The following is an 18975-nucleotide window of genomic DNA, read 5'->3' on the forward strand; positions in this document are numbered from 1 at the left end:
CCGCCCCTCATCCCAAAGCCCACCCTGCCCTTTGTCCCCGCTCGCGAGCTTCAGCTCGCCACCCGCGCAAGCGCGAAAGCATTCTCCCGCCATCACAAAAAAGCAAAAAAATCTCCGCCGCCCAATATTTTCCTCGAAAAAAATTTGCAAAACCCAAAAAACATCACTACCTTTGCAACGCAAAAGCCAAACGGCCCGACGCAAACAACCGGGGTATTAGCTCATCTGGCTAGAGCGCGACACTGGCAGTGTCGAGGTGAGCGGTTCGAGTCCGCTATACTCCACCACCCAAGCGAATCGAAAATTTCGATTCGCTTTTTTGTCATATCAGCCCCGCCTCATCTGATATACCTCTTCGCCGTCTCCTCGGCCAGCCATTTGATTTCCTCTCTCAGCCATTGCGGGTAGAGGATTTCCGCGTCAGGCCCAAGACCGAGGACTGCGTGGCGGAATTCATATTCCGGACGGAGAGTCAGTTCATAGTCCGAGTAAGCTCCGGTGCGTGACATCAGCCGTTGCGACTTATGAAGAGGGAGCGACTCAATATAGTCGCGCTGGCGGCCATAGACACGGAGCATTATCTTCTCGCAATCATACTCGTCATCGACATTGACCCCGACCACCTCATCGAAATACGCGTTGACGTCCAAATCACTGTCCGGCTCAAACACCTTATCGGTCAGACTCACCGACTCCATACGGTCAAGGGCAAACACCGTGAGCCCCCCGCGCCCCTCCCGACACGCAATCAGATACCACCTCCGTCCCGACTGCTTCAGCCCGTAAGGCATAACCTCGCGCTCCGATGACTCCACATGGTCAAATCGCCTGTAACCAATCGTCATCACACGCCCCTTGGCCATAGCCTCGATGATCGTTGACAGGAACTCCGTGCCGCCGGGAGTGTCCTCAAACATTATCCGCCCGGCAATATCCTCATTGCTCGTCAACAGATTATCGATCGAGAGACCGTTGAACAGCCACGACGTAAACGACGGACGATTGAGCGCGTCATCATTATCAATGTAATACCTGTTGCCGTCATATCGGTTACACAGTATGTCTATGCCGAATAAGTCAGCGATAGCCTGACGGTGGCGGTGAAAAGTACGTTCGGGAAACTCCTCCTCATGCTCAAGCCTCAACACCCGCTCCTCCATCCACTCACGGTTGATTTCCTCATAGGTCATGTGTCCGGCACGACGTATCGTGTCGATGAGCCAGACGTAGCGTCTGATAAGTCTTACAGAGGTAGCCATAAATGATTAGTTTTCCGCAAAGATAACCATTCGATATGACATTTCGCGGCAGAATAATAAAATATCACGCCCCTTTTGCCGTCACCGGCCGCGGCCTCCCGCATAAACGATAAAATTATGTAGCAGTTCGCAGCCGCATGTGGTGATGACACTTTCGGGGTGAAACTGCACGCCAAACGTCGGGAGCGATTCATGACGCATCGACATGATGTGACCCTCCTCATCGCGTGAAGTGACATGAAGACATGAGGGCAGCGAAGCCTCGTCGACCGTCCACGAATGATAACGCCCCACCGTGACGCCTCTCCCGTCACCACACCGCCCTATGAGCGGGTCGGCCGGGTCAATGTCGGTCAGCACCGACGGATGTCCGTGACGCGGATGAGCGAGCTGACACAACCGTGCCCCGTAATGCTGAGCTATAGCCTGGTGGCCCAGACATATGCCGAGCATAGGCACATGTGAAGCCTCAGCCACAAGCCTCATCAGTCCGCCGGCCTCACCGGGCACACCCGGCCCCGGCGAGAGTATTATAGCGTCATAACGGTCAAGCGTGCCGAAAGGAATGACATCATTGCGCACCACATCCCACTCAGGCCCGACACCGCCGGCGGCAGCACGCTCCCCCTGCAGAAGACCGACTATATTGTAGACAAACGAATCGTAATTATCGATAATCAGAATATTCATAATCACACACAGCCTCTTGACGGCTCCCTCCCGGCCACGCGCTGTCCGCAGGTCGGGGAGGGAGCCGAGTAAAACTCGTCGGCAAAATTAACTGTTTATTCCCATTTATTCGTACATTTGCGTCATGTTTCACCCTATCGACACCATCGACACCATCACGCCCGAAAGTCTGCGCGAGCTGATGAACAGCTACGGCTCCTCGCGCCGACCATTTGTGTGGGGCATTGACTACGGTTTACGGCGCGGATTTTTTCTCGACCGGCCCTACGAAGCGGGCCGCATACTCTGGCAGATGGGCAATGCCGGCAACTGCTCCGGCATGCATCATGTCACCGCCCCCCGGCTCTCCATCACAGCCCCGCCGACGGCCGACGAATATGCCGCGATGTTTGCCCGCGTCCGCGGCGGACTCATGCGCGGCGACTCCTTCCTGGCCAACCTCACTGCCCGCACACGCGTGGAGTGCGATGCCACCCTCAAGGATGTCTTTCTCGCCTCGCGCGCACCCTTCAGGCTGCTGCTCGGCGAAGAGTTTGTATGCTTCTCACCCGAACCGTTTGTCACCATCGACCACGACCTCATCTCCACCTACCCCATGAAGGGCACCATCGACACCTCGCTCCCCGACGCCGCCGAGACGTTGCGTGACAACCACAAGGAGCTGTGCGAACACTACACCATAGTCGATCTCATGCGCAACGACCTCAACCGCGTGGCCGGCGAGGTAGAGGTGAAACGATTCAGATATTTCCAGGAAATCATCACACGCAGCGGGTCGATACTCCAGACGAGCTCCGAGATCAGCGGACGTCTCCCTGCCCGGCTTGTCGGTCGGTATGGCGACATACTGCTCCCCCTGCTCCCCGCCGGAAGCATCACAGGCGCGCCCAAGCCGGCCACAGTGAGTCTAATCGACTCGGCCGAGACCTCGCCGCGGGGGTGGTATACAGGCGTCTTCGGCCACTTCGACGGACGACGCATGGAGTCGGCCGTGATGATACGCTGTCTGCAACGCGACACTGACGGACGGCTGTATTTCCACAGCGGCGGAGGCATCACCGTCAACAGCGACTGCACGGAGGAATACTCCGAACTTCTCACCAAAATCTATCTCTCATGATCCTCGACGACACCTCGCCACGCTTCATCGAGACCATACGCTATGCCGACGGACGGCTCCATCTGCTCGACCTCCACACCGACCGCATGCGCGCCACCCGCCGCGAAGTCTACGGCATCGAAGGCCCCGGACTCGACACATCGATGTTTCACATTCCCCCTCATCTCGCCGACCTCACAGTGAAATGCCGCGTGATATATGGCCGTGACATCGACGACATACAATATGAAGCCTACACCCCGCGCCCGCTGTCGCGGCTGCGCATGGTCAGCGACAACACCGTCGACTACCATCTGAAATATCTCGACCGCACACCCCTGGCCTATCCCGACATACCGCTCCGGCCCGACGAAGGGCTCGTCATAGTCAAAGACGGTCTCGTCACCGACAGCACCTATGCCAACCTGCTCCTGCTCGCTCCCGGCCGAGCCTACACCCCCTCCACCCCGTTGCTTCCCGGAGTGATGCGCCGCCATCTGCTCGACACAGGCCGCGCCGTGGCCATCCCCGTCACCCCCGCCGACCTCCTCCCCGGCAACCGGCTGGGCATAACCCGCATAGCCTACATCAATGCCCTCATGCCACCGGGCACCTTCACCCCGATAGCCGTGACACAGATCCATCCCCTCCACGACAAATAGTCATTGACACAGCCGGAATTTTTGTGTAACTTTGCGTGCGTAAACCTAAAAAATTCATCGGCATGAAGACGGGACTTGTACTTGAAGGCGGGGCCATGCGCGGGCTCTTTACCGCCGGCGTGATGGACGTGATGATGGAACACGGGCTGAGATATGACGGCATCGTGGGCGTATCGGCCGGCTCGAGTTTCGGCTGCAACTACAAGTCATGGCAGCCGGGACGCGTGTTGCGCTACAACATGCGCTTTCACGACGACCCGCGCTACATGGGGCTGCGCTCCCTCCTGACAAGCGGCAATCTTGTCGGAGCCGAATTTTCCTACCACACCCTCCCGCTCGAACTTGACATCTTTGACTCGGAGTCCTTCGAGAAAGACCCCACGGAGTTTCACGTAGTGTGTACCGACGTCGACACCGGCCTCCCCGTCTACTACATCATGGACCGTGTCAGCCACGACTCGCTCGAATGGCTCCGGGCCTCGGCCTCCATGCCGGTGGTCACACGTCCCGTACGAGTGGACGACGGACGGCGCATGCTCGACGGAGGCATCAGCGACTCCATACCCCTGCAATACTTCCAGAGTGTCGGCTACAGCCGCAACGTCGTAGTGCTCACCCAGCCGCGCGATTTCCGCAAGACACCCGCCCCGGGGTGGCTCTTCCGCCTGCTCATGCCCCGCACGCCCCGCATCGCCGAAGCCATGGCCCGACGCCACGAGATGTACAACGCCCAACTCGACTACGTGAGCCGTCAGGCCGAGCTTGGCAACACCTTTGTCATCGCCCCCGACGCCCCGCTGCCCATAGGCCGCATAGAGATGAAACCGGCCAAGATGCAGCTCGTCTACGACATGGGCCGCGCCACCTGCACCCGCCTCCTCCCCTCACTACTGTCGTTTCTCAAGGGGTGAAACAAAATCGCCCAAAACATTTTTTTGTCCGAAACTTTCCAAACTTTCGGGAAGTTAGTAACTTTGCAGTCAGAAGTTACGAAAAGAGTGTAATTTATTGGAAATGAGCGTAGGTTAATTGCTCATGATAGTAATAGGTTACGAATTAGTTAGTTATCTACTGCATTATCCTTCTGCGCGTTGCGTAACCTTCAAAGAACTCTTCGTATGCAAAAATAGAAATTAAACGGGAGATTTAGAAATAAATCTCCTGATTTTTTATCCTCACATATAAGTTTTTCCGTAAAAGCGGTTTTGTCCGTCGGCACACCATCGCCCAAAGAGATTTTGGACGAACGTATGCCGACTACCGCATAAGCGGAGAAAAGGGCTTTGCCTCACGCCTAAACAGAAGTTTAGACTGATGATGCAAGGCCCATTTCTTTTGCGCTTATGCCAGAGAGGTGCTTTTACGGATTTCTGACTGTTTTTCTTTTTCGCTGTCCATTTGAGCCGGAAGCGGAAAGCCGTGCAAGACCGCCCGCTCCATGAATGGAACAAGCCGTCACCCACGGCAGGCAAACCTGAAAGAATGATTTTATATGTCCGACCGGACACGTCCTGCCGGACATATAAAACCATACTTTCCACACGGTGGTTTGCCCGGTTCCACGCTTCCGGCTGTTTCCCTTTTTCTTTTGTGGACTTCTTTTTTACGGATTTCTCTTTTGAAGTTTTCCTGTCCAATCTGCCTCCACTTCCGTTTACCTCCATTTCCGCGCCTTTCAGTGAGCCGCATCAGGCAGTCATTTCCGTTCTGGGCGCAAAGGTAATTCCGGGATTGGACGGGAAAGCAAGGTCAAGCCTCCTGTTTTCTGCGGAAATCTCCAGCCCTGCGGGTAGTATTTCCGCGAAAAACCTTGCATTCCCTAATCCCTACCTTTTTAAGCACCCGAAACGAAAACGACCGATGCGACAGAAAGACGCATTAAAAAAAATGTCGGATAAACGAGAGGCAGATAAGATAGTTTGAAACTCAACTTCCTCAGCTCTTGAATCCGCATTAAAAACAAAAAATCAAAAACAAAACGGATATGGAAACAACAATGGCAACAAAATTCGTGGCTTGGGAAGTGCCGACATTGGAAACACTGAAAGGCAGTAAGGCTTACATCCTTCGTGAGAAACTGAACAACGGAGGACAGATGAACCGAGAGGAAAAGGATTGGCTCACCGAAAACGTGAACAGTAACACCTATTTCAAGAGCGCAGTCCCCTTGCAAGGCTGGAGGTTTGACTTCTCCGATGTTCTCCGCACGTTCCTCGTATGCCAATACGGACGTTGGACGGAATACAAGGCAACGGACAAGACCGGACTTCGCAGATACCTATACGGCAGGATAGACAACATTGTGGAACTTGAAAAATGATACGGCTATGACGGCAACGGCAAATTTCAGACAAGTAGCGCAATACATAGGACTTGCGATATGCGGTTTAATCGTGCGCACCGCCTTCGGGATATTGGACATCCTTTGGGGCATCATCACGGAGATAATAAACGGAGTGTTCCGAGTGGCGATAGGCGTAATCGTGGCTATCCTTTCCACAATCGCCTTCTTCGGCTTCATCCTTTGGTTATTCACCCTTTAACCCCTACCGAAATGGCAAAGAGAAGCAGCAAGACGGCAGCACAGCAGTGCAGATACTACGAGGTGGACAACATCTTCGTGTACATGGTGGAAACGTATATCAACGGAAACATATCCGTGTTCCGTGACCTCTACCACGAACTGAACAAGGACGCACGGAGGGATTTTACAGACTTCCTTTTGAGCGAGGTTGAGCCGACCTATTGGAGAGAGATACTGAAACAGACAATCTAAAATGACAGCGATATGAAAACGACAGACCATTTCAAGAGAACGATACAGATGTATTTGGAACAGCGGGCAGCGGAAGATGCGCTCTTTGCCAAGAACTACCGCAACCCAGCCAAGAACATAGACGATTGCGTGACCTACATTCTGAACTATGTGCAGAAAAGTGGTTGCAACGGCTTCACGGACGGAGAGATATACGGACAAGCCGTCCACTACTATGACGAGAACGAGATAGAGGTGGGCGAACCTATCCAATGCAAGGTAGCCGTGAACCATGTGGTGGAACTCACAGCGGAGGAAAAGGCGGAAGCACGGCAGAACGCTATCCGACAATACCAAGACGAGGAACTCCGCAAGTTGCAGAACCGCAACAAGCCGACAGCGAAGAAAGAAACCAAAGTTGAACCATCACTATTTGACTTCTGATTATGAAACCGAAAACACGCATACAGCAGGAAGTCGCACGTTTGAGCAAGCGACTACCGAGATTGACCGAAGAACAAAGGGCATACGCTTTCCGCCACTGCTTCAAGCATTACGCAGTCAAAAGGGCAGACGGCACGAACATCTGCACCGAATGCGGACATTCGTGGAAAAGCGACCACGACCTTGCGGATACCGTTTGCGGATGCACCTGCTCCCATTGCGGTATGGAGTTGGAAGCATTGCGCACCCGAAAGAGTGTTTTCAGCGATATGGAGTATTTCTCCATCGTCACCACCTGCAAGCGATACCAAGTGATACGCTTCTTTTCCGTCAAGTCACGATACAAGGCAGGGCAGCCAGCCGAGTATTCCATCTTTGAAGTGGTGCAGAGGTGGATTGCCCCCGACGGCAAGACAACGACCGTTGCCCGATTGCGTGGCATGTCCTTGTTCTACTACGACCTATGGAATGAATACAGCGACATGGAAGTACGCAAGAACGGAGAATTTCGGGCATACGACATAAATCCGGTATGCACCTACCCCCGACAGCGTTTCATACCCGAAGTGAAACGCAACGGCTTCAAGGGTGATTATCACAACATCCTGCCTTACGACCTTTTCAAAGCCATACTTTCCGACTGCCGAGCCGAAACGCTGTTGAAGGCAGGGCAATATCCCATGTTGCGTTACTATATATACCACTCTTTCAATATCGTAGAGTATTGGGCATCCGTGAAGATATGTATCCGAAATGGCTACACCATTGCTAACGGCTCTATGTGGCGTGACACCATAGACCTCCTGCGTCATTTCGGCAAGGACACGAACAGCCCGAAGTACGTTTGCCCTGCCGACCTCAAAGCCGAACACGACAAGTTGGTGGCGAAGCGTAACCGACAAAGGGAACGTGAGCGGACGGAACAGCAACGGCAAAAGGCGATTGAGGACGAGAAGAACTATCTAAAAGCCAAAGGTATCTTCTTCGGACTTGTGTTCTCCGACAACCTTATCCGTATCAAGGTCATAGAGAGCGTGGAGGAAATGATAGAGGAAGGACGTATGATGCACCATTGCGTGGGTGGCTACCACAATCGGGAAAATTCTCTTATCCTTTCAGCGACCATTGACGGCAGACGCATAGAAACGATAGAGGTATCACTGAAAACTTTGGAGGTGGTGCAGTGTCGTGGCTTATGCAACGAGAACACCGAATACCACGACCGCATTGTAAACCTTGTGAACAGCAACGTGAACCTTATCCGCCAACGGATGGAAGCGGCATAGTATAAACCTATAATACCCAATAGTATGGAAGTAAGAATTGAAAGCATGATTTGTCTGTGGGACGATAAAATCCCCGTGATGTTCCTTGAATTTGTGAACCTCCTCACTCTGGCAACGAGTGAGGAGCAGTTAAGACGAAGCGTCAAGGACTTTGCCGAGAAGCACGAACTTGACAGGTTCTTCCTTTACGGCTTCGGCTCACACCATTTCTACCTGCACCAACGCTACACGAGCGACCCCGAAATGGTGATGCGCAACCGAGTTTTGTCAGTACATTTTTAACAACTCTAAAATCAACGATTATGGCAACACGAATGACTATCAACGGAGTAAGCACCTGCACGGAAGCAGGTACGGAGAAATACGAAAAATTCCAAATGGGTGTCGGCAGACGCAAGCGGACACTTGTGCAGTACGACTACCGCCACCCCGCAGACGGAGAATTGTTCTCTTGTGTCAAACCTACGTTGGACGAGTGCCGAACCGCACGTGACAAGTGGCTGACCACGAAAAAGGGAAAGGAGGGAAACTTATGAACGCAGCAGGTTATCAAACGCTGATAGTGAAATTCAGCAAGCCTATCAAGGTGTTGGACGAAATGTTTGACGATGCTGAAGCATGGGGAGTAACAACCCTTTGCGAGTGGATAAATGCTTATGTTATGTATAGGGAATAATTATGTAAAGTTTACATTAATCTTACATATTGCTAACAACCAACTATAAGAATATCAAATATTTCAGAAGAAACTATTCACATAACATCTTCGCATAATACTTTTGTCTTTATCCATTTTTAAATCATGATTTATTATGCGAATAGGAAAATTAGATTTACTAAGAGAGCGTGTTATGTCTTTCTTGCAATCAAGAGGTTACAAACAAGGAAGTTTCAAAATGTACAATCGTACTTATAATGAATTGGCGCACTTCATGGAACAGAAGAAAATAGCGGAATATGATAATTCCGTAGGGTATCAGTTTCTTCAATATAGGTTCTTGAATAGGGATTACCAGACCCTAACAGTACGGGAAAAACTGCGTTACCGGCATATTGACGCTTTAAACCAGTTGTTGGAATCGAATGAGGTAAGAGCACGGACACTCAAAAAGCCGTATGAGTTCGGTGGGGAAAAAGGTTATCCCTTTCGTCTTTTCCTGAAAGATTTACAATCTACCGGAAGGCAGTCCGCTTCTATCCGTAGAAGTGAAATCAGATTATATGATTTGTATAAGTATTGGGTATCTGCCGATTTGGATGCCGCAACATTCGGGTTGCAAGAAGGAATCTTATATATACAAAAACTTGATAAGGAACTGACTACAGGTGGACGGGAAGAAGCTATTACGAAAGTACGTGCATTTTTGTTTTATATGTGCGAGCGTGGGTTATTACCGGACAACAATCCGGAACGTTGGAAGGAACTTTTTAAACACAGATTTCTCAAAAGCCCCAAAATACCGTCCGTTTATACGCCCCAAGAAGTAGAGGCGATTATCAATGCCATTGACCGTACGACATCAAGAGGGAAAAGGGATTATGCCATTATATTATTGGGAGCCCGATACGGTTTGCGCAATTCTGACATTAGAGGGCTGCGTTTCTGCAATTTGGATTGGGAGAATAACAGGTTATGTTTTGCACAGCAAAAAACGGGCAAGAGGGTTACATTGCCACTTTCGGAAGAAGTTGGCATGGCAATAATAGATTACATACAACATAGCCGTCCTAAGGTGGATTTACCTTATGTGTTCTTGTCATTTAAGACTCCCTATAACCCACTGGCTAAAAATGCTGTAGCAAATACCATAACAGAATGGATGCACAATGCCGGAGTTGATTTTGCAACAAGACGACATGGGAGCCATATCCTGCGCCATAGCCTTGCCACAAGCTTATTGAGTAACGAAGTGACATTACCTGTCATATCTGAAACATTGGGACACAGCAATTCCCAAGTTACAACGGCATATCTTCGTGTATCTGTTGACCTTTTGCGACAATGCGCATTGGATGTACCTTTTATTCCGACAACAATTTATGATAATCTATATGGAGAAAGCAAATAACTATGGCATATATTCCGAATTAATCCAGCAATATGCTGATTATAAGCGTTCAAAAGGATATAAGATGGTTGATATTGAAAGGAGACTACACCGTTTTGACATGCTCACTATTGAACGCAACGAAACAGAAATAGGCATTTCAAGAGATTTATTCAACGCTTGGAAAAACCTGAATCCGTTGGAATCAGAAAGAAATCGTGAAACACGCATGTTATACCTTCGTGGTTTTTCAAGTTATCTTAGACTTTTGGGATATGATTCCTATGTCCCGAAATTGCGTAAAACCAAGCGTTCGTTCATCCCTCATATATACACCAAAAGAGAGATGGCTGCAATTTTTAAGGAGTGTGACAAAATGGGAAGCACACAATGCGTTTACAATTCGATAAGAGGTGTAATTCCTTTAATTATCAGGATGCTATACGGAACGGGAATACGTATCGGAGAAGCGTTAAAACTTTGCCATAAGGACGTTAATCTCGCTTTGGGTACACTAACCCTGCATGAGTGTAAGAACGGACAAGACCGAATCGTGCCAATGTCTTTGTCTTTGACTGCAATTTGTAAGGACTATGTTGTTTATAAAGAACACTGTAATATGTCTGTTGAACCGGATGCGCCCTTCTTTTCTTCTGCTGACGGAAAGCGATGCAGAGGAACATCTATAAACAGATTGTTCAAGGCGGTGTTGCAACGGGCAGGAATATTTGCAGGGGCAAAGGGCAAAACGCCCAGACTTCATGACTTGCGCCATACTTTTTGCGTGGAATCTCTTGTTAAAATGTCAGAATCAGGAAAAGACCTATACAACTCATTGCCACTCCTTATGACTTATGTCGGACATAAATCTTTATACTCAACAAACCAGTATGTACGGATGACGCAGCAAATGTATCCTCAATTAATTGCAAAAGTTGATGATACCTATCGTTGTGTATTCCCTGATATTAATATTGAAACAGAAGAATAATTATGAAACCTACTGATTTTTCTAAATATCTGACCGATTTTTTTGGCACATATCTGCCAATAGAATGTGGCGTTTCCCAAAATACGATATTGACTTACAGTTACACATTCTCCCTGTTGATTGAGTTCCTGAAAGAGCAAGAATTTATAAATCCACAGCGTGTTACCCTTGCGGATATAACCAAAGAACGGATTATAAATTTCTTGCAATGGCTTGAAGAAGACAGGCATTGCTCTGTTTCCACGCGAAATGCACGTCTTGCAGCCATTCGGTCTTTTTATAGTTACCTGCAATATCGAGATGTAAAAGGAATGTTCCGTTATCATGAAATAATGTCAATAAGGAAAAAGAAAACTGCTGCTCCTGAAATGGCTTATCTTACGATAGATGGTATAAAGTTGATTTTAAGTCAACCTGATTTGAAAACACGATATGGTCGTCGGGATTTCGTTCTTCTTTCACTACTCTATGACAGTGGGGCAAGAGTTCAGGAACTAATTGACCTTACGCCACCTAATATAGAATTTAATGATACGGCGACTGTCAAATTATGCGGAAAGGGTAATAAGGCACGGATTGTACCTTTATCAAAACAACAAGCATCCAATCTCAAAAAATATATGTATGATGAGGGATTGATGAAAGAGGACAGGCATTGTGTTCCTATTTTTTGTAATTTCCACGGAGAGAAACTTTCCCGTGTTGCCGTCCTGAATATTGTAAAGAAATATGCAGAGATAGCTCGAAAAAAGTCCCCTGATTTAATCCCTGAAAATTTGGGATGCCATTCTTTCCGGCATTCCAAAGCCATGCACTTATTGGAGGCGGATATAAATTTGGTTTATATAAGGGATTTTTTAGGGCATGTTTCAACAACTACAACAGAAATATATGCTCGTGCAAGTGAAAAGAAGAAGCTGGAGGCATTGTCACGTGTAAATCCGGGAATAATAAAAGAGGGTAAAACGACATGGCAAAAAGACAAATCCTTGTTGGGTTATCTAAAGGATTTACGGACTAAGTATTAAAACTTATGTGAAGTTTGTTTGGGATATTATGTTATTTAACAGATGAAAATCAGTAACTTAATAAAAATAAACCAAACAAACTTTACATAATTATTCCCTATACATAACGTAGCTTATGCAAAGATTTACATAAGCTATGAGAGTTCACGTTTCACCGCCATTGACAGCCATACGGCTGTAATCACAAGCGAGTACAACATGGAGTGTCTGAAGGCGTGGCTGGAAAGACACACCCCCATAACCGAGAAAGCAGAATTTTAAGCGCGTTGGCGGTGTACGCACCGCCAACATATAAACCCTAAAAGACAGCGTATATGATAGCAAAGATAATTTTGGAGCAGATAGGCGGCAGACGCTTTGCCGCCATGACTGGAAGCAAGGACTTCATAGACATGGGCAACGGCTTGCGCATGAGCCTTGCGAGGAACAAGACAAGTGCCAACCGCCTTGACATCATCTATGACGGAGGGGCAGACCTCTACAATATGCGTTTCTACCGCAAGACGTTCAGCAAAAAGACATTCGAGTGCAAGACGAAGGACATCGAAACGCACGAAGGGATATATTGCGATATGCTGGAAGAAATGTTCACGATGGTAACGGGGCTTTACACCCGATTTTGAGGGGTGGGCGGCAAAAGCCGCCCTACTTTCTTTCGGTGAGCATGATGGCGGACAAAGAAAGTAGCAAAGAAACCTTGTCCAATCTGCGATAAAATTCTTATTTGAATATGTAAAATTAGCCAGAAAAGGCTAATTTTGCATAGTTATTTTTTTTGTATATCAATATGAATATAGAAGATTTACAACTAATTGTAGATACAATATATCAGCACAATCCATCTGCATATAAACGAGGAGGAGATGTTGAGTTGCTGAATTTTCATATAAAAGCGATGCAACATCTGAAAGAGGTCAATAAAATACATTATAAAGAATATAATTTGACTGATTTAGAAGCATTAAGTATCGTCATCCTTGAAGGCTTTGGTAGTTCTCGGTTCATACAAGAACCGCTGTATAATAGGCGTAAATTGAATGCCTTAACAGAAGTTTTAATCCAAAACTTAGATAGTGCATTAGGAAAAACTCCTAAAAATACTCACCCAGTGTTATATGCCAATGACGGTTTTATGCGTGGTAATAATATGATTGGAGATATTTTTACCGTAAATGGCTTTTTTACGACATCAATAGATGATTTTGATAATGCCCATTCTATAAAATGGATAATTGAGCCTTTACCGGAAGGTCAAACAAAAGCTCATGAAATATATAAAATATATAATCATGGAGAGGATTGTCCGTATCCTGAATACCAAGTGGAATTTGAAAGAGGAACAAAATTTGAGATAACTGACATAAAGAAAGGCAAAGAATATGATGTAGTTCATATAAAAGAACTGCCATCTTAAACTATCTGATAGCAGCAATATAGTATAAAAAATCCGATGAAGTTGGCGGCTTCATCGGATTTTCGTTTATTGTTACGGAATGTACAGCAGCGCAAATTCTGCCTTTCTCCGTTTGAGCAGCATGGCGTGCCGTTTACCTTTGTAGTTGCAGAAAGCGATATATTCCCGATAAATGTTCCGGTCGCCCGCCTCCAACTTTCGGATCAGCGTGCTTTTGGGTATCTTCCCGCTCCCCAAAAGCCGGTATGGACCGACATTGTAGGCGAGTGTGGCAAGTAGCAGACTGTCACGCCCAAACTTGCGGAACATGGCGCAGAACTTCCGCAAGTCTTTCCGCAGAAGCGCGTCCGCCTGCCGCTTCGTCATGGTGCGTGCCGAATACCTTTCCCCCGGCTGCACCTGATGCCCCCAGCCCACATATGGGTGGTGCTTTTCCGAGTGCCAGCCCTCAAAATATTTCGTGCAGCGCACAGCCCTCTCGAAAAGTGGCAGTCGGTAGATTGCCACCTGCCCGTCCGTCCCCTTCTGACGGCTGTCCCGTGCGGACACGGAGCAGACCGCCAGCAGCGAACAGAGGATAGCCATGAATACACGCATCATCTTGGCAGAGGTTTGAAATTGCCCATAGGGATGACGGTCTGAATGTCGTCCTTACCGTTCCGATTATTGAAGTCAAATTCCAATTCATAGGAATTTTTGAAATTGTCCTCCACCACCACGATGAAGTTGTGCGCCTCGTCGCCCTCTGCCGTGTAGTACAGCCGGAACTTCTCGTTTTCGAGCAGGTAGCGGTCGTTGGGCAGAAACGTAATGCCGTTGTCCATTTTCAATGTACCTTCTCCTTCGAACTGGAAATACCGGATCGTATAGAGAGTGTTGGCGAAGTCGCCCGTCTTTTTCAGCTCACAGCGGATTTCCACCGTCTGCCCCTTCGTCACCTTGTTCGGCACGGGCATGGTTTCCACCGTGAAGGGATAGGATTGCTGGATGTCCATGTCGTCGTCACACGATACGAGCGTGAGCGACATGGCGGCGAACAGGCAGAGTGCCAACGCCTTGAAGATTGATTTTCTCTTGTTCTTATTGTTCAGTATGTTCATATTCTTTTGATTTTTAAGTTATTGTTCATTCCTTTTTTCGTTGTCAGTTGCAGATACTCGTTCAAGTCCTTGCAACCGTCATAGAGGGCGGAACGGTCACAGACACGTCCGCCGTAGCGTTTGCCAAGAATGCCAAGCGTCCTCCGTCCGGCTTCGTCACGGTCGAGGAAACAGTTGATGCGTCCGTAAGCGTCCAGATGCTTCATCGCCTTTTCCACGTTGGAAACGGAGTTCAGCACAAGGCAGTCGCCCGTTTCCAATCCGAGCGTGGCAGCGGAAAGAAAGTCCATGAATCCCTCAAACACACTGCATACGTCAGCGGTGGTATTCTCCGTCTTTACCGAAGACACGTCTTTGGGCGGCACGCACCCTTTGAAGAAACGGCTGCGGATTTCAAAGCCGCCCGCCACGTTCGGGAAGCCTACAGCGAAATACTGCTTGCCACGCACTCCGTAATTCAGTCGGCAGCAGTAACGTGATGCGACAGCGTAAGGGATGCCCCGTTCTGCCAGATAGTCCGTCAGCGGGGAGCGGAGCAGCGGGACGGCTTCCACTCCCTCGAAGACCGGTTCGGACGGCTTCGGCAGGAACTGCGGCTTTTCCATAGCGGCAAAGGGCACGCGGGCGGTTTCCGCTATGAATTTCACTTGTTCCATGAAGTCGCCGCTTCCGATAAACTCCCCGGCAAGCGTGAAGATGTCGCCGCCCTTGCCCAAGCCGAAGTCGTACCAGAGCTGTTTCGCCACGTTCACGCGGAAAGAGGGCGTGCGCTCACTGCGGTACGGCGCACGATACCACAGCTCGTTTCCGCTCCTTCTGACAGGCTCATGTCCCAGCCGTGCGAGGAAGTCCGCCAACGGAATCCGCCTTATCATGTCGATGTCCGTATGCTCCATGCGGTGCGTCAGTTAATGATTATCTTGATGCCCGCCCCGAATTGGCAATGGAACTTTCTCGTGTCGCCACCCCACAGGCAACGCTCCCGGAGGTTGGCGAGCAGGGCGATACGGTCAGCCACGTAGAACTCCACGTCCAGCGTCAGCGCACCGCCGTAGATGAAGGCGTCACGGTCATGGAGCGTGGAGCCGTCATGCAGCACCTTCTCGCCCCAATTCACCGATTCATACCCGGCGAGAGCCGAAGCACCCGCATAGACGAAGACGATTTTACGCGCGTCGGATAGTATCTTGAAGTAGTAGCCGCCCTCTGCCGTGAACTGAGCCACGGGTATCTTTGCGTCCTTGTACGGGTTGTTCTTCAGCAGGTACTCGCCGCCGAACACCCATTTGTTACCTTTCTTCGTATAGGTGGAGAGAGCCGCCCCGAAACTATACCCGCCGTCATTGCCGCCGGGTTTGAAGCCGTCCGCCAGATTCGCCCTTAACTCGATGCCCTGCATCTTCGGCAGGCACCGCTGGGCGTTCGCCCGCCCTGTGAACAGGGCAAGCGAAGCGATAATCATAAAAAGGTACTTCTTCATAGTCAGCGCACTTGAAGTTCGTTGATGGTATTGGCACGCACCAAGTCCTCGTTCTCAATCACGAAGGACTGGTGGCGACCGCCGTTCTTCTCGTTCAGCTCCACCACGAGGCACTTGCCGTCGGGGATGGTGAACTTTGCCATCGTGAAGACCGTGCGCTCGCTCTTCCTGCCCGGCACGAGCGTGGCGTAGTTCTGCGCGCGGAGCGGCAGGACGATCTGCTCCTGCACGGCGGTACGCTTCGCTACCTTCTTGTCCACGATTTTCCACGTTATGTAGTCCACGTCGAAAGGAATGTTGCTCTGGTTCTTTATCTCCGTGTGGAAATACAGAAGCCCGTTGTGCGTGTAGATGCCTTTCAGCAGGTACTGGATGCCGAAACGCTTGCAGCCGATGTGCTTCACCTCGCGCTTGTTCTGCCTGTGGATGGACTTCATGATAAGGCGTACCAGCATCGGGCTTTCGCTGCCCAGTTCCTTCAGATAGATTTCCTGCGCATTATTCGGGCGGTTCACCCTCTCGCCGTCATGGATGAAGTCGCACATCTCCACATTGAGCAGCAACGGTTCGGAGGCATATTTCACGTTGAAAGTATAGAAATTCCCGTCCTCCGTTATCACGGACATATTGGTTTCGTTCGGGAAGTCCCTCACGGTAGCCTTCACGCGGATGACGTTCTCCGCTCCGTCGGCTTTGCCCGCAATCAGGTCGGGCGAACCTAAATCGACGTAACGAACCTCCGAGGGGAAAATGACGTGGACGGTCTTGTCGTAGGTCACTTCCAAACCGTGCGGCGGGACCATGCGGTCAAAGCCCAGCTTTCTTGTCAGACCGTGGTACAGGTCGCCGTCCGCCTCCTTCTGCGGATAGACCTCCTTTGTCAAGGTCGGTTGCTCTGTCGTCGGCTGTTCTACACTGCCGTTGTCCGTTCCAACGGTCACGTTCTCCTGCGCGTTGGCAGTAGCGATGCCCATAGCGAGGGCAAACATGATGATTACTTTTCTCATTTTACTTTGGATTTTAGTGGTAAATTAAACATTGGTTATTGTTACTTTTTCTGTATTCTGTTTTCAGTCTTTCTCCTGATAGAGCATGACCCTGTATCCGGCTTTCAGATGCACTTTCACCGTGCGCATCTTCTTGGCGATATACTGGCTCGTGCCTTGTATCAGCCCCTTGCCCAAGTCGGAGGCGAGCTGCGCCCCTGCGTTGGTGGAGATATTGATGCTGCTGCCCAGCGAGCCGCCCATGTTTGCGGCAACCTCACGGACGGCGTTCATTTCCATCGAGTTGGGGATGAAGATGCCGGGTTGCCCGTCCGTGTCATACACCGCCAGTTCCACCGGGATGATCGTACCTGCGTACTCCAGCGACGTGATTTCAATATCGAGCCGTTCGCCCTGAATCTTTGCCGTGCCGACCACCACCGCATTACGGGGGATGATTTTGTCCGCTACCGCCATTGGCTCCAGCAGCCGGAATTTGACAGCTTGCCCGTCCGTCACACTCTGCGCCCCATAGACGCACGCCGATATGGTGTTTTTGCCCGATACGGTTGTGACGCCCACCGCCGTGTTGAAATTGCGGTTGCGCTCCTGCGAGAAGGAGGCGACAAACTCGGCGTTACTCATCGGTTGTCCAAGCGAGGATACCACTTGATGCACTACCTGCCTGACAGGTGCAGCCGTGTTCTTTCCGGCTCTCTGTACGGGGTAAGGCTCAGCCGCCTGCACCGGTTCCGGCTTGCCGCCGTTCTGACCGCCCATGTATTTCGCCGCCAGCTCATAGGACTTTTCCATAAGTGCCACCTGCTCATCCATAGCGGACGCCTTGCCTTTCTCGCTTTCAAGTTCCGATTCCAGCGATGCGATACGCTCCAGCAGTTCGTCCATCTCCGCGTTGTCGTTCTCCGGCTGCTCGTAGAAGTTACCGAGCGTGGCATTGAGGTCGCGGTAGGCGGCTGCGGAGGATTGGATGGTTTTCGGAGCAGGTTTCACCGCTTCTTGCGTGCCGCCGGGATTGGCAAGGTCGAAGTCGCTGCCGCCGTCCGTTTCCGTCACCTCGCTGTCGAACATATCGCCCAGCTGCTGCATGGCGCGGCTGCGGTCCGCCTGCCGTTCCTCCATCGCCCCCTGTTCGTAGGCTTTCGCCTTGTCGCCGATAATCCGGCGGTTCGCCTTGTCCGCGTCGGGCATTTCGATGTTATAGCCGCCCGTTCCCGGCTCCTGCTCCTTGCCGGAGGACGGTGCGAATATCAGCCACATCGCACCGAGGAATACCAGCACCATAGCGGGCAGCACTATCATCTTCTGACGTTTCAGCCGTTGGGCTTCGGTCAGCGGCTTGCGCACCTTCTTCGGTTTCCCGTTGTCGGGAGCCGCCTTGTTCTCGTTTTTAGGTTCATTCTTCGTCTGTTCCATACATATTATTATAATAAGGTGTAAAATTGTCGCTCACTTCAGGCTTCAAGGACAGTTCCACCTGTCCGGCATGGTCTGTCACCATACGGCTGCCGTCATTCCTGCCAATGTCATGGACGGCTTTGCCGAAGGTGTAGAGGGCAAGCGCGGCGAAGGCAGCGAGCATTGCCAGCACGATGCGCCTGCGTGTCTTCGGCGGCAAGCCGTCCAGATACCCTTTGAGCCTTGCCACCAGCATTTTCTTTTTGTCGTGGAGTTTCCAATAGACCCTCCACAGCGATTTTCCGATTCCTTTCATG

The 18975-nt window shown here is 50.2% G+C and carries 25 protein-coding genes, 1 tRNA gene and 2 pseudogenes; 19 read left to right on the plus strand and 9 right to left on the minus strand.

What is annotated here, in order from left to right; genetic code table 11:
* The first annotated feature begins 210 nt into the window (after window positions 1-210).
* Window positions 211-287 (plus strand) — tRNA-Ala (locus QGT73_RS08680).
* Between the two features lie 51 nt (window positions 288-338).
* On the opposite strand, the gene QGT73_RS08685 is transcribed toward QGT73_RS08680, so the two are convergent.
* Both QGT73_RS08685 and QGT73_RS08690 read right to left on the minus strand, forming a co-directional pair.
* Window positions 339-1259: a helix-turn-helix transcriptional regulator gene (locus QGT73_RS08685; protein WP_280122212.1), complete on the minus strand. Its 921-nt coding sequence runs from the start codon at window positions 1257-1259 to the stop codon at window positions 339-341.
* 81 nt (window positions 1260-1340) lie between these two features.
* Entirely contained in the window at window positions 1341-1949 is a 609-nt protein-coding gene (locus tag QGT73_RS08690) for an anthranilate synthase component II (protein ID WP_280122213.1), read from the minus strand.
* 124 nt (window positions 1950-2073) lie between these two features.
* Between QGT73_RS08690 and QGT73_RS08695 the strand changes: the two genes are divergently transcribed.
* From QGT73_RS08695 to QGT73_RS08770, 18 genes and pseudogenes are all read left to right on the plus strand, one after another.
* Complete coding sequence (locus QGT73_RS08695; RefSeq protein ID WP_280122214.1) at window positions 2074-3069, plus strand: aminodeoxychorismate synthase component I; 996 nt, start codon at window positions 2074-2076, stop codon at window positions 3067-3069.
* Window positions 3066-3710 (plus strand): aminotransferase class IV, encoded by a 645-nt coding sequence (locus QGT73_RS08700; protein ID WP_280122215.1) that lies wholly within the window; start codon window positions 3066-3068, stop codon window positions 3708-3710. The genes QGT73_RS08695 and QGT73_RS08700 overlap by 4 nt, the downstream gene beginning before the upstream one ends.
* 62 nt (window positions 3711-3772) lie before the next feature.
* Window positions 3773-4621 carry a patatin-like phospholipase family protein gene (locus tag QGT73_RS08705; protein WP_280122216.1) on the plus strand — a complete coding sequence of 283 codons (849 nt, stop codon included), beginning with the start codon at window positions 3773-3775 and terminating at the stop codon, window positions 4619-4621.
* 508 nt (window positions 4622-5129) lie between these two features.
* Window positions 5130-5633, plus strand: coding sequence for a hypothetical protein (locus QGT73_RS08710; protein ID WP_228449166.1), 504 nt, complete (start codon window positions 5130-5132; stop codon window positions 5631-5633).
* A 61-nt stretch (window positions 5634-5694) separates the two neighbouring features.
* Complete coding sequence (locus QGT73_RS08715; protein WP_025069034.1) at window positions 5695-6030, plus strand: hypothetical protein; 336 nt, start codon at window positions 5695-5697, stop codon at window positions 6028-6030.
* A gap of 7 nt (window positions 6031-6037) precedes the next feature.
* A complete protein-coding gene (locus QGT73_RS08720; RefSeq protein ID WP_025069035.1) occupies window positions 6038-6253 on the plus strand; it encodes a hypothetical protein in 216 nt (71 codons plus the stop codon).
* Between the two features lie 11 nt (window positions 6254-6264).
* Window positions 6265-6486 (plus strand): hypothetical protein, encoded by a 222-nt coding sequence (locus QGT73_RS08725; protein WP_018667431.1) that lies wholly within the window; start codon window positions 6265-6267, stop codon window positions 6484-6486.
* Between the two features lie 12 nt (window positions 6487-6498).
* The gene (locus QGT73_RS08730) at window positions 6499-6909 is read left to right on the plus strand and encodes a PcfK-like family protein (RefSeq protein WP_008782568.1); all 411 of its coding nucleotides are present in this window, start codon (window positions 6499-6501) and stop codon (window positions 6907-6909) included.
* Window positions 6910-6911: 2 nt separating this feature from the next.
* Window positions 6912-8195 (plus strand): PcfJ domain-containing protein, encoded by a 1284-nt coding sequence (locus tag QGT73_RS08735; RefSeq protein WP_068960791.1) that lies wholly within the window; start codon window positions 6912-6914, stop codon window positions 8193-8195.
* Window positions 8196-8219: 24 nt separating this feature from the next.
* Window positions 8220-8477 carry a hypothetical protein gene (locus tag QGT73_RS08740; RefSeq protein ID WP_068960792.1) on the plus strand — a complete coding sequence of 86 codons (258 nt, stop codon included), beginning with the start codon at window positions 8220-8222 and terminating at the stop codon, window positions 8475-8477.
* 20 nt (window positions 8478-8497) lie between these two features.
* On the plus strand, window positions 8498-8731 hold the full coding sequence (locus QGT73_RS08745; protein WP_068960793.1) for a DUF3873 domain-containing protein: 234 nt from the start codon (window positions 8498-8500) through the stop codon (window positions 8729-8731).
* Window positions 8728-8853: pseudogene (locus tag QGT73_RS17510) on the plus strand (DUF6956 domain-containing protein); the annotation flags it as partial. The gene QGT73_RS08745 and the pseudogene QGT73_RS17510, both read left to right, overlap by 4 nt.
* Window positions 8854-9007: 154 nt before the next feature.
* A complete protein-coding gene (locus QGT73_RS08750; RefSeq protein WP_005841879.1) occupies window positions 9008-10264 on the plus strand; it encodes a site-specific integrase in 1257 nt (418 codons plus the stop codon).
* The gene (locus QGT73_RS08755) at window positions 10248-11234 is read left to right on the plus strand and encodes a tyrosine-type recombinase/integrase (RefSeq protein WP_005924223.1); all 987 of its coding nucleotides are present in this window, start codon (window positions 10248-10250) and stop codon (window positions 11232-11234) included. Before QGT73_RS08750 ends, QGT73_RS08755 begins: the two co-directional genes overlap by 17 nt.
* Before the next feature lie 2 nt (window positions 11235-11236).
* The gene (locus QGT73_RS08760) at window positions 11237-12262 is read left to right on the plus strand and encodes a tyrosine-type recombinase/integrase (RefSeq protein WP_005841877.1); all 1026 of its coding nucleotides are present in this window, start codon (window positions 11237-11239) and stop codon (window positions 12260-12262) included.
* A gap of 135 nt (window positions 12263-12397) precedes the next feature.
* Window positions 12398-12523: pseudogene (locus QGT73_RS17515) on the plus strand (DUF6956 domain-containing protein); the annotation flags it as partial.
* A 53-nt stretch (window positions 12524-12576) separates the two neighbouring features.
* The gene (locus QGT73_RS08765) at window positions 12577-12885 is read left to right on the plus strand and encodes a hypothetical protein (protein ID WP_068960795.1); all 309 of its coding nucleotides are present in this window, start codon (window positions 12577-12579) and stop codon (window positions 12883-12885) included.
* Window positions 12886-13049: 164 nt separating this feature from the next.
* On the plus strand, window positions 13050-13676 hold the full coding sequence (locus QGT73_RS08770) for a hypothetical protein (protein ID WP_280122217.1): 627 nt from the start codon (window positions 13050-13052) through the stop codon (window positions 13674-13676).
* Between the two features lie 72 nt (window positions 13677-13748).
* On the opposite strand, the gene QGT73_RS08775 is transcribed toward QGT73_RS08770, so the two are convergent.
* The 7 genes from QGT73_RS08775 to QGT73_RS08805 all read right to left on the minus strand — a co-directional run bounded on the left by QGT73_RS08775 (window position 13749) and on the right by QGT73_RS08805 (window position 18974).
* Window positions 13749-14276, minus strand: a complete 528-nt coding sequence (locus QGT73_RS08775; RefSeq protein WP_234131101.1) for a glycoside hydrolase family protein — start codon at window positions 14274-14276, stop codon at window positions 13749-13751.
* Window positions 14273-14776: a DUF3872 domain-containing protein gene (locus QGT73_RS08780; RefSeq protein WP_280122218.1), complete on the minus strand. Its 504-nt coding sequence runs from the start codon at window positions 14774-14776 to the stop codon at window positions 14273-14275. Before QGT73_RS08780 ends, QGT73_RS08775 begins: the two co-directional genes overlap by 4 nt.
* Window positions 14773-15672: a toprim domain-containing protein gene (locus QGT73_RS08785; protein ID WP_280122219.1), complete on the minus strand. Its 900-nt coding sequence runs from the start codon at window positions 15670-15672 to the stop codon at window positions 14773-14775. The genes QGT73_RS08780 and QGT73_RS08785 overlap by 4 nt, the downstream gene beginning before the upstream one ends.
* 8 nt (window positions 15673-15680) lie before the next feature.
* Window positions 15681-16256 (minus strand): conjugal transfer protein TraO, encoded by a 576-nt coding sequence (locus QGT73_RS08790; RefSeq protein ID WP_162222827.1) that lies wholly within the window; start codon window positions 16254-16256, stop codon window positions 15681-15683.
* A 2-nt stretch (window positions 16257-16258) separates the two neighbouring features.
* Window positions 16259-17263: a conjugative transposon protein TraN gene (traN, locus tag QGT73_RS08795; RefSeq protein WP_280122220.1), complete on the minus strand. Its 1005-nt coding sequence runs from the start codon at window positions 17261-17263 to the stop codon at window positions 16259-16261.
* A 63-nt stretch (window positions 17264-17326) separates the two neighbouring features.
* Entirely contained in the window at window positions 17327-18676 is a 1350-nt protein-coding gene (gene traM / locus QGT73_RS08800; protein ID WP_280122221.1) for a conjugative transposon protein TraM, read from the minus strand.
* A complete protein-coding gene (locus QGT73_RS08805) occupies window positions 18657-18974 on the minus strand; it encodes a TraL conjugative transposon family protein (RefSeq protein ID WP_119958566.1) in 318 nt (105 codons plus the stop codon). Before QGT73_RS08805 ends, traM begins: the two co-directional genes overlap by 20 nt.
* Window position 18975 lies beyond the last annotated feature (1 nt).

It is taken from the genome of Duncaniella muricolitica (assembly GCF_910574735.1).
GTDB lineage: Bacteria > Bacteroidota > Bacteroidia > Bacteroidales > Muribaculaceae > Duncaniella > Duncaniella muricolitica.

Excerpts from the sequence above, each read along its gene's own strand:
- QGT73_RS08745 (WP_068960793.1), top strand. The coding sequence starts at position 8,498 with ATGGCAACACGAATGACTATCAACGGAGTAAGCACCTGCACGGAAGCA.
- QGT73_RS08725 (WP_018667431.1), top strand. The coding sequence starts at position 6,265 with ATGGCAAAGAGAAGCAGCAAGACGGCAGCACAGCAGTGCAGATACTAC.
- QGT73_RS08730 (WP_008782568.1), top strand. The coding sequence starts at position 6,499 with ATGAAAACGACAGACCATTTCAAGAGAACGATACAGATGTATTTGGAA.
- QGT73_RS08785 (WP_280122219.1), bottom strand. The coding sequence starts at position 15,672 with ATGGAGCATACGGACATCGACATGATAAGGCGGATTCCGTTGGCGGAC.
- QGT73_RS08790 (WP_162222827.1), bottom strand. The coding sequence starts at position 16,256 with ATGAAGAAGTACCTTTTTATGATTATCGCTTCGCTTGCCCTGTTCACA.
- QGT73_RS08720 (WP_025069035.1), top strand. The coding sequence starts at position 6,038 with ATGACGGCAACGGCAAATTTCAGACAAGTAGCGCAATACATAGGACTT.
- QGT73_RS08805 (WP_119958566.1), bottom strand. The coding sequence starts at position 18,974 with ATGAAAGGAATCGGAAAATCGCTGTGGAGGGTCTATTGGAAACTCCAC.
- QGT73_RS08750 (WP_005841879.1), top strand. The coding sequence starts at position 9,008 with ATGCGAATAGGAAAATTAGATTTACTAAGAGAGCGTGTTATGTCTTTC.
- QGT73_RS08765 (WP_068960795.1), top strand. The coding sequence starts at position 12,577 with ATGATAGCAAAGATAATTTTGGAGCAGATAGGCGGCAGACGCTTTGCC.
- QGT73_RS08760 (WP_005841877.1), top strand. The coding sequence starts at position 11,237 with ATGAAACCTACTGATTTTTCTAAATATCTGACCGATTTTTTTGGCACA.
- QGT73_RS08685 (WP_280122212.1), bottom strand. The coding sequence starts at position 1,259 with ATGGCTACCTCTGTAAGACTTATCAGACGCTACGTCTGGCTCATCGAC.
- traN (WP_280122220.1), bottom strand. The coding sequence starts at position 17,263 with ATGAGAAAAGTAATCATCATGTTTGCCCTCGCTATGGGCATCGCTACT.
- QGT73_RS08705 (WP_280122216.1), top strand. The coding sequence starts at position 3,773 with ATGAAGACGGGACTTGTACTTGAAGGCGGGGCCATGCGCGGGCTCTTT.
- QGT73_RS08735 (WP_068960791.1), top strand. The coding sequence starts at position 6,912 with ATGAAACCGAAAACACGCATACAGCAGGAAGTCGCACGTTTGAGCAAG.
- QGT73_RS08775 (WP_234131101.1), bottom strand. The coding sequence starts at position 14,276 with ATGATGCGTGTATTCATGGCTATCCTCTGTTCGCTGCTGGCGGTCTGC.
- QGT73_RS08780 (WP_280122218.1), bottom strand. The coding sequence starts at position 14,776 with ATGAACATACTGAACAATAAGAACAAGAGAAAATCAATCTTCAAGGCG.
- traM (WP_280122221.1), bottom strand. The coding sequence starts at position 18,676 with ATGGAACAGACGAAGAATGAACCTAAAAACGAGAACAAGGCGGCTCCC.
- QGT73_RS08770 (WP_280122217.1), top strand. The coding sequence starts at position 13,050 with ATGAATATAGAAGATTTACAACTAATTGTAGATACAATATATCAGCAC.
- QGT73_RS08740 (WP_068960792.1), top strand. The coding sequence starts at position 8,220 with ATGGAAGTAAGAATTGAAAGCATGATTTGTCTGTGGGACGATAAAATC.
- QGT73_RS08695 (WP_280122214.1), top strand. The coding sequence starts at position 2,074 with ATGTTTCACCCTATCGACACCATCGACACCATCACGCCCGAAAGTCTG.
- QGT73_RS08690 (WP_280122213.1), bottom strand. The coding sequence starts at position 1,949 with ATGAATATTCTGATTATCGATAATTACGATTCGTTTGTCTACAATATA.
- QGT73_RS08700 (WP_280122215.1), top strand. The coding sequence starts at position 3,066 with ATGATCCTCGACGACACCTCGCCACGCTTCATCGAGACCATACGCTAT.
- QGT73_RS08755 (WP_005924223.1), top strand. The coding sequence starts at position 10,248 with ATGGAGAAAGCAAATAACTATGGCATATATTCCGAATTAATCCAGCAA.
- QGT73_RS08715 (WP_025069034.1), top strand. The coding sequence starts at position 5,695 with ATGGAAACAACAATGGCAACAAAATTCGTGGCTTGGGAAGTGCCGACA.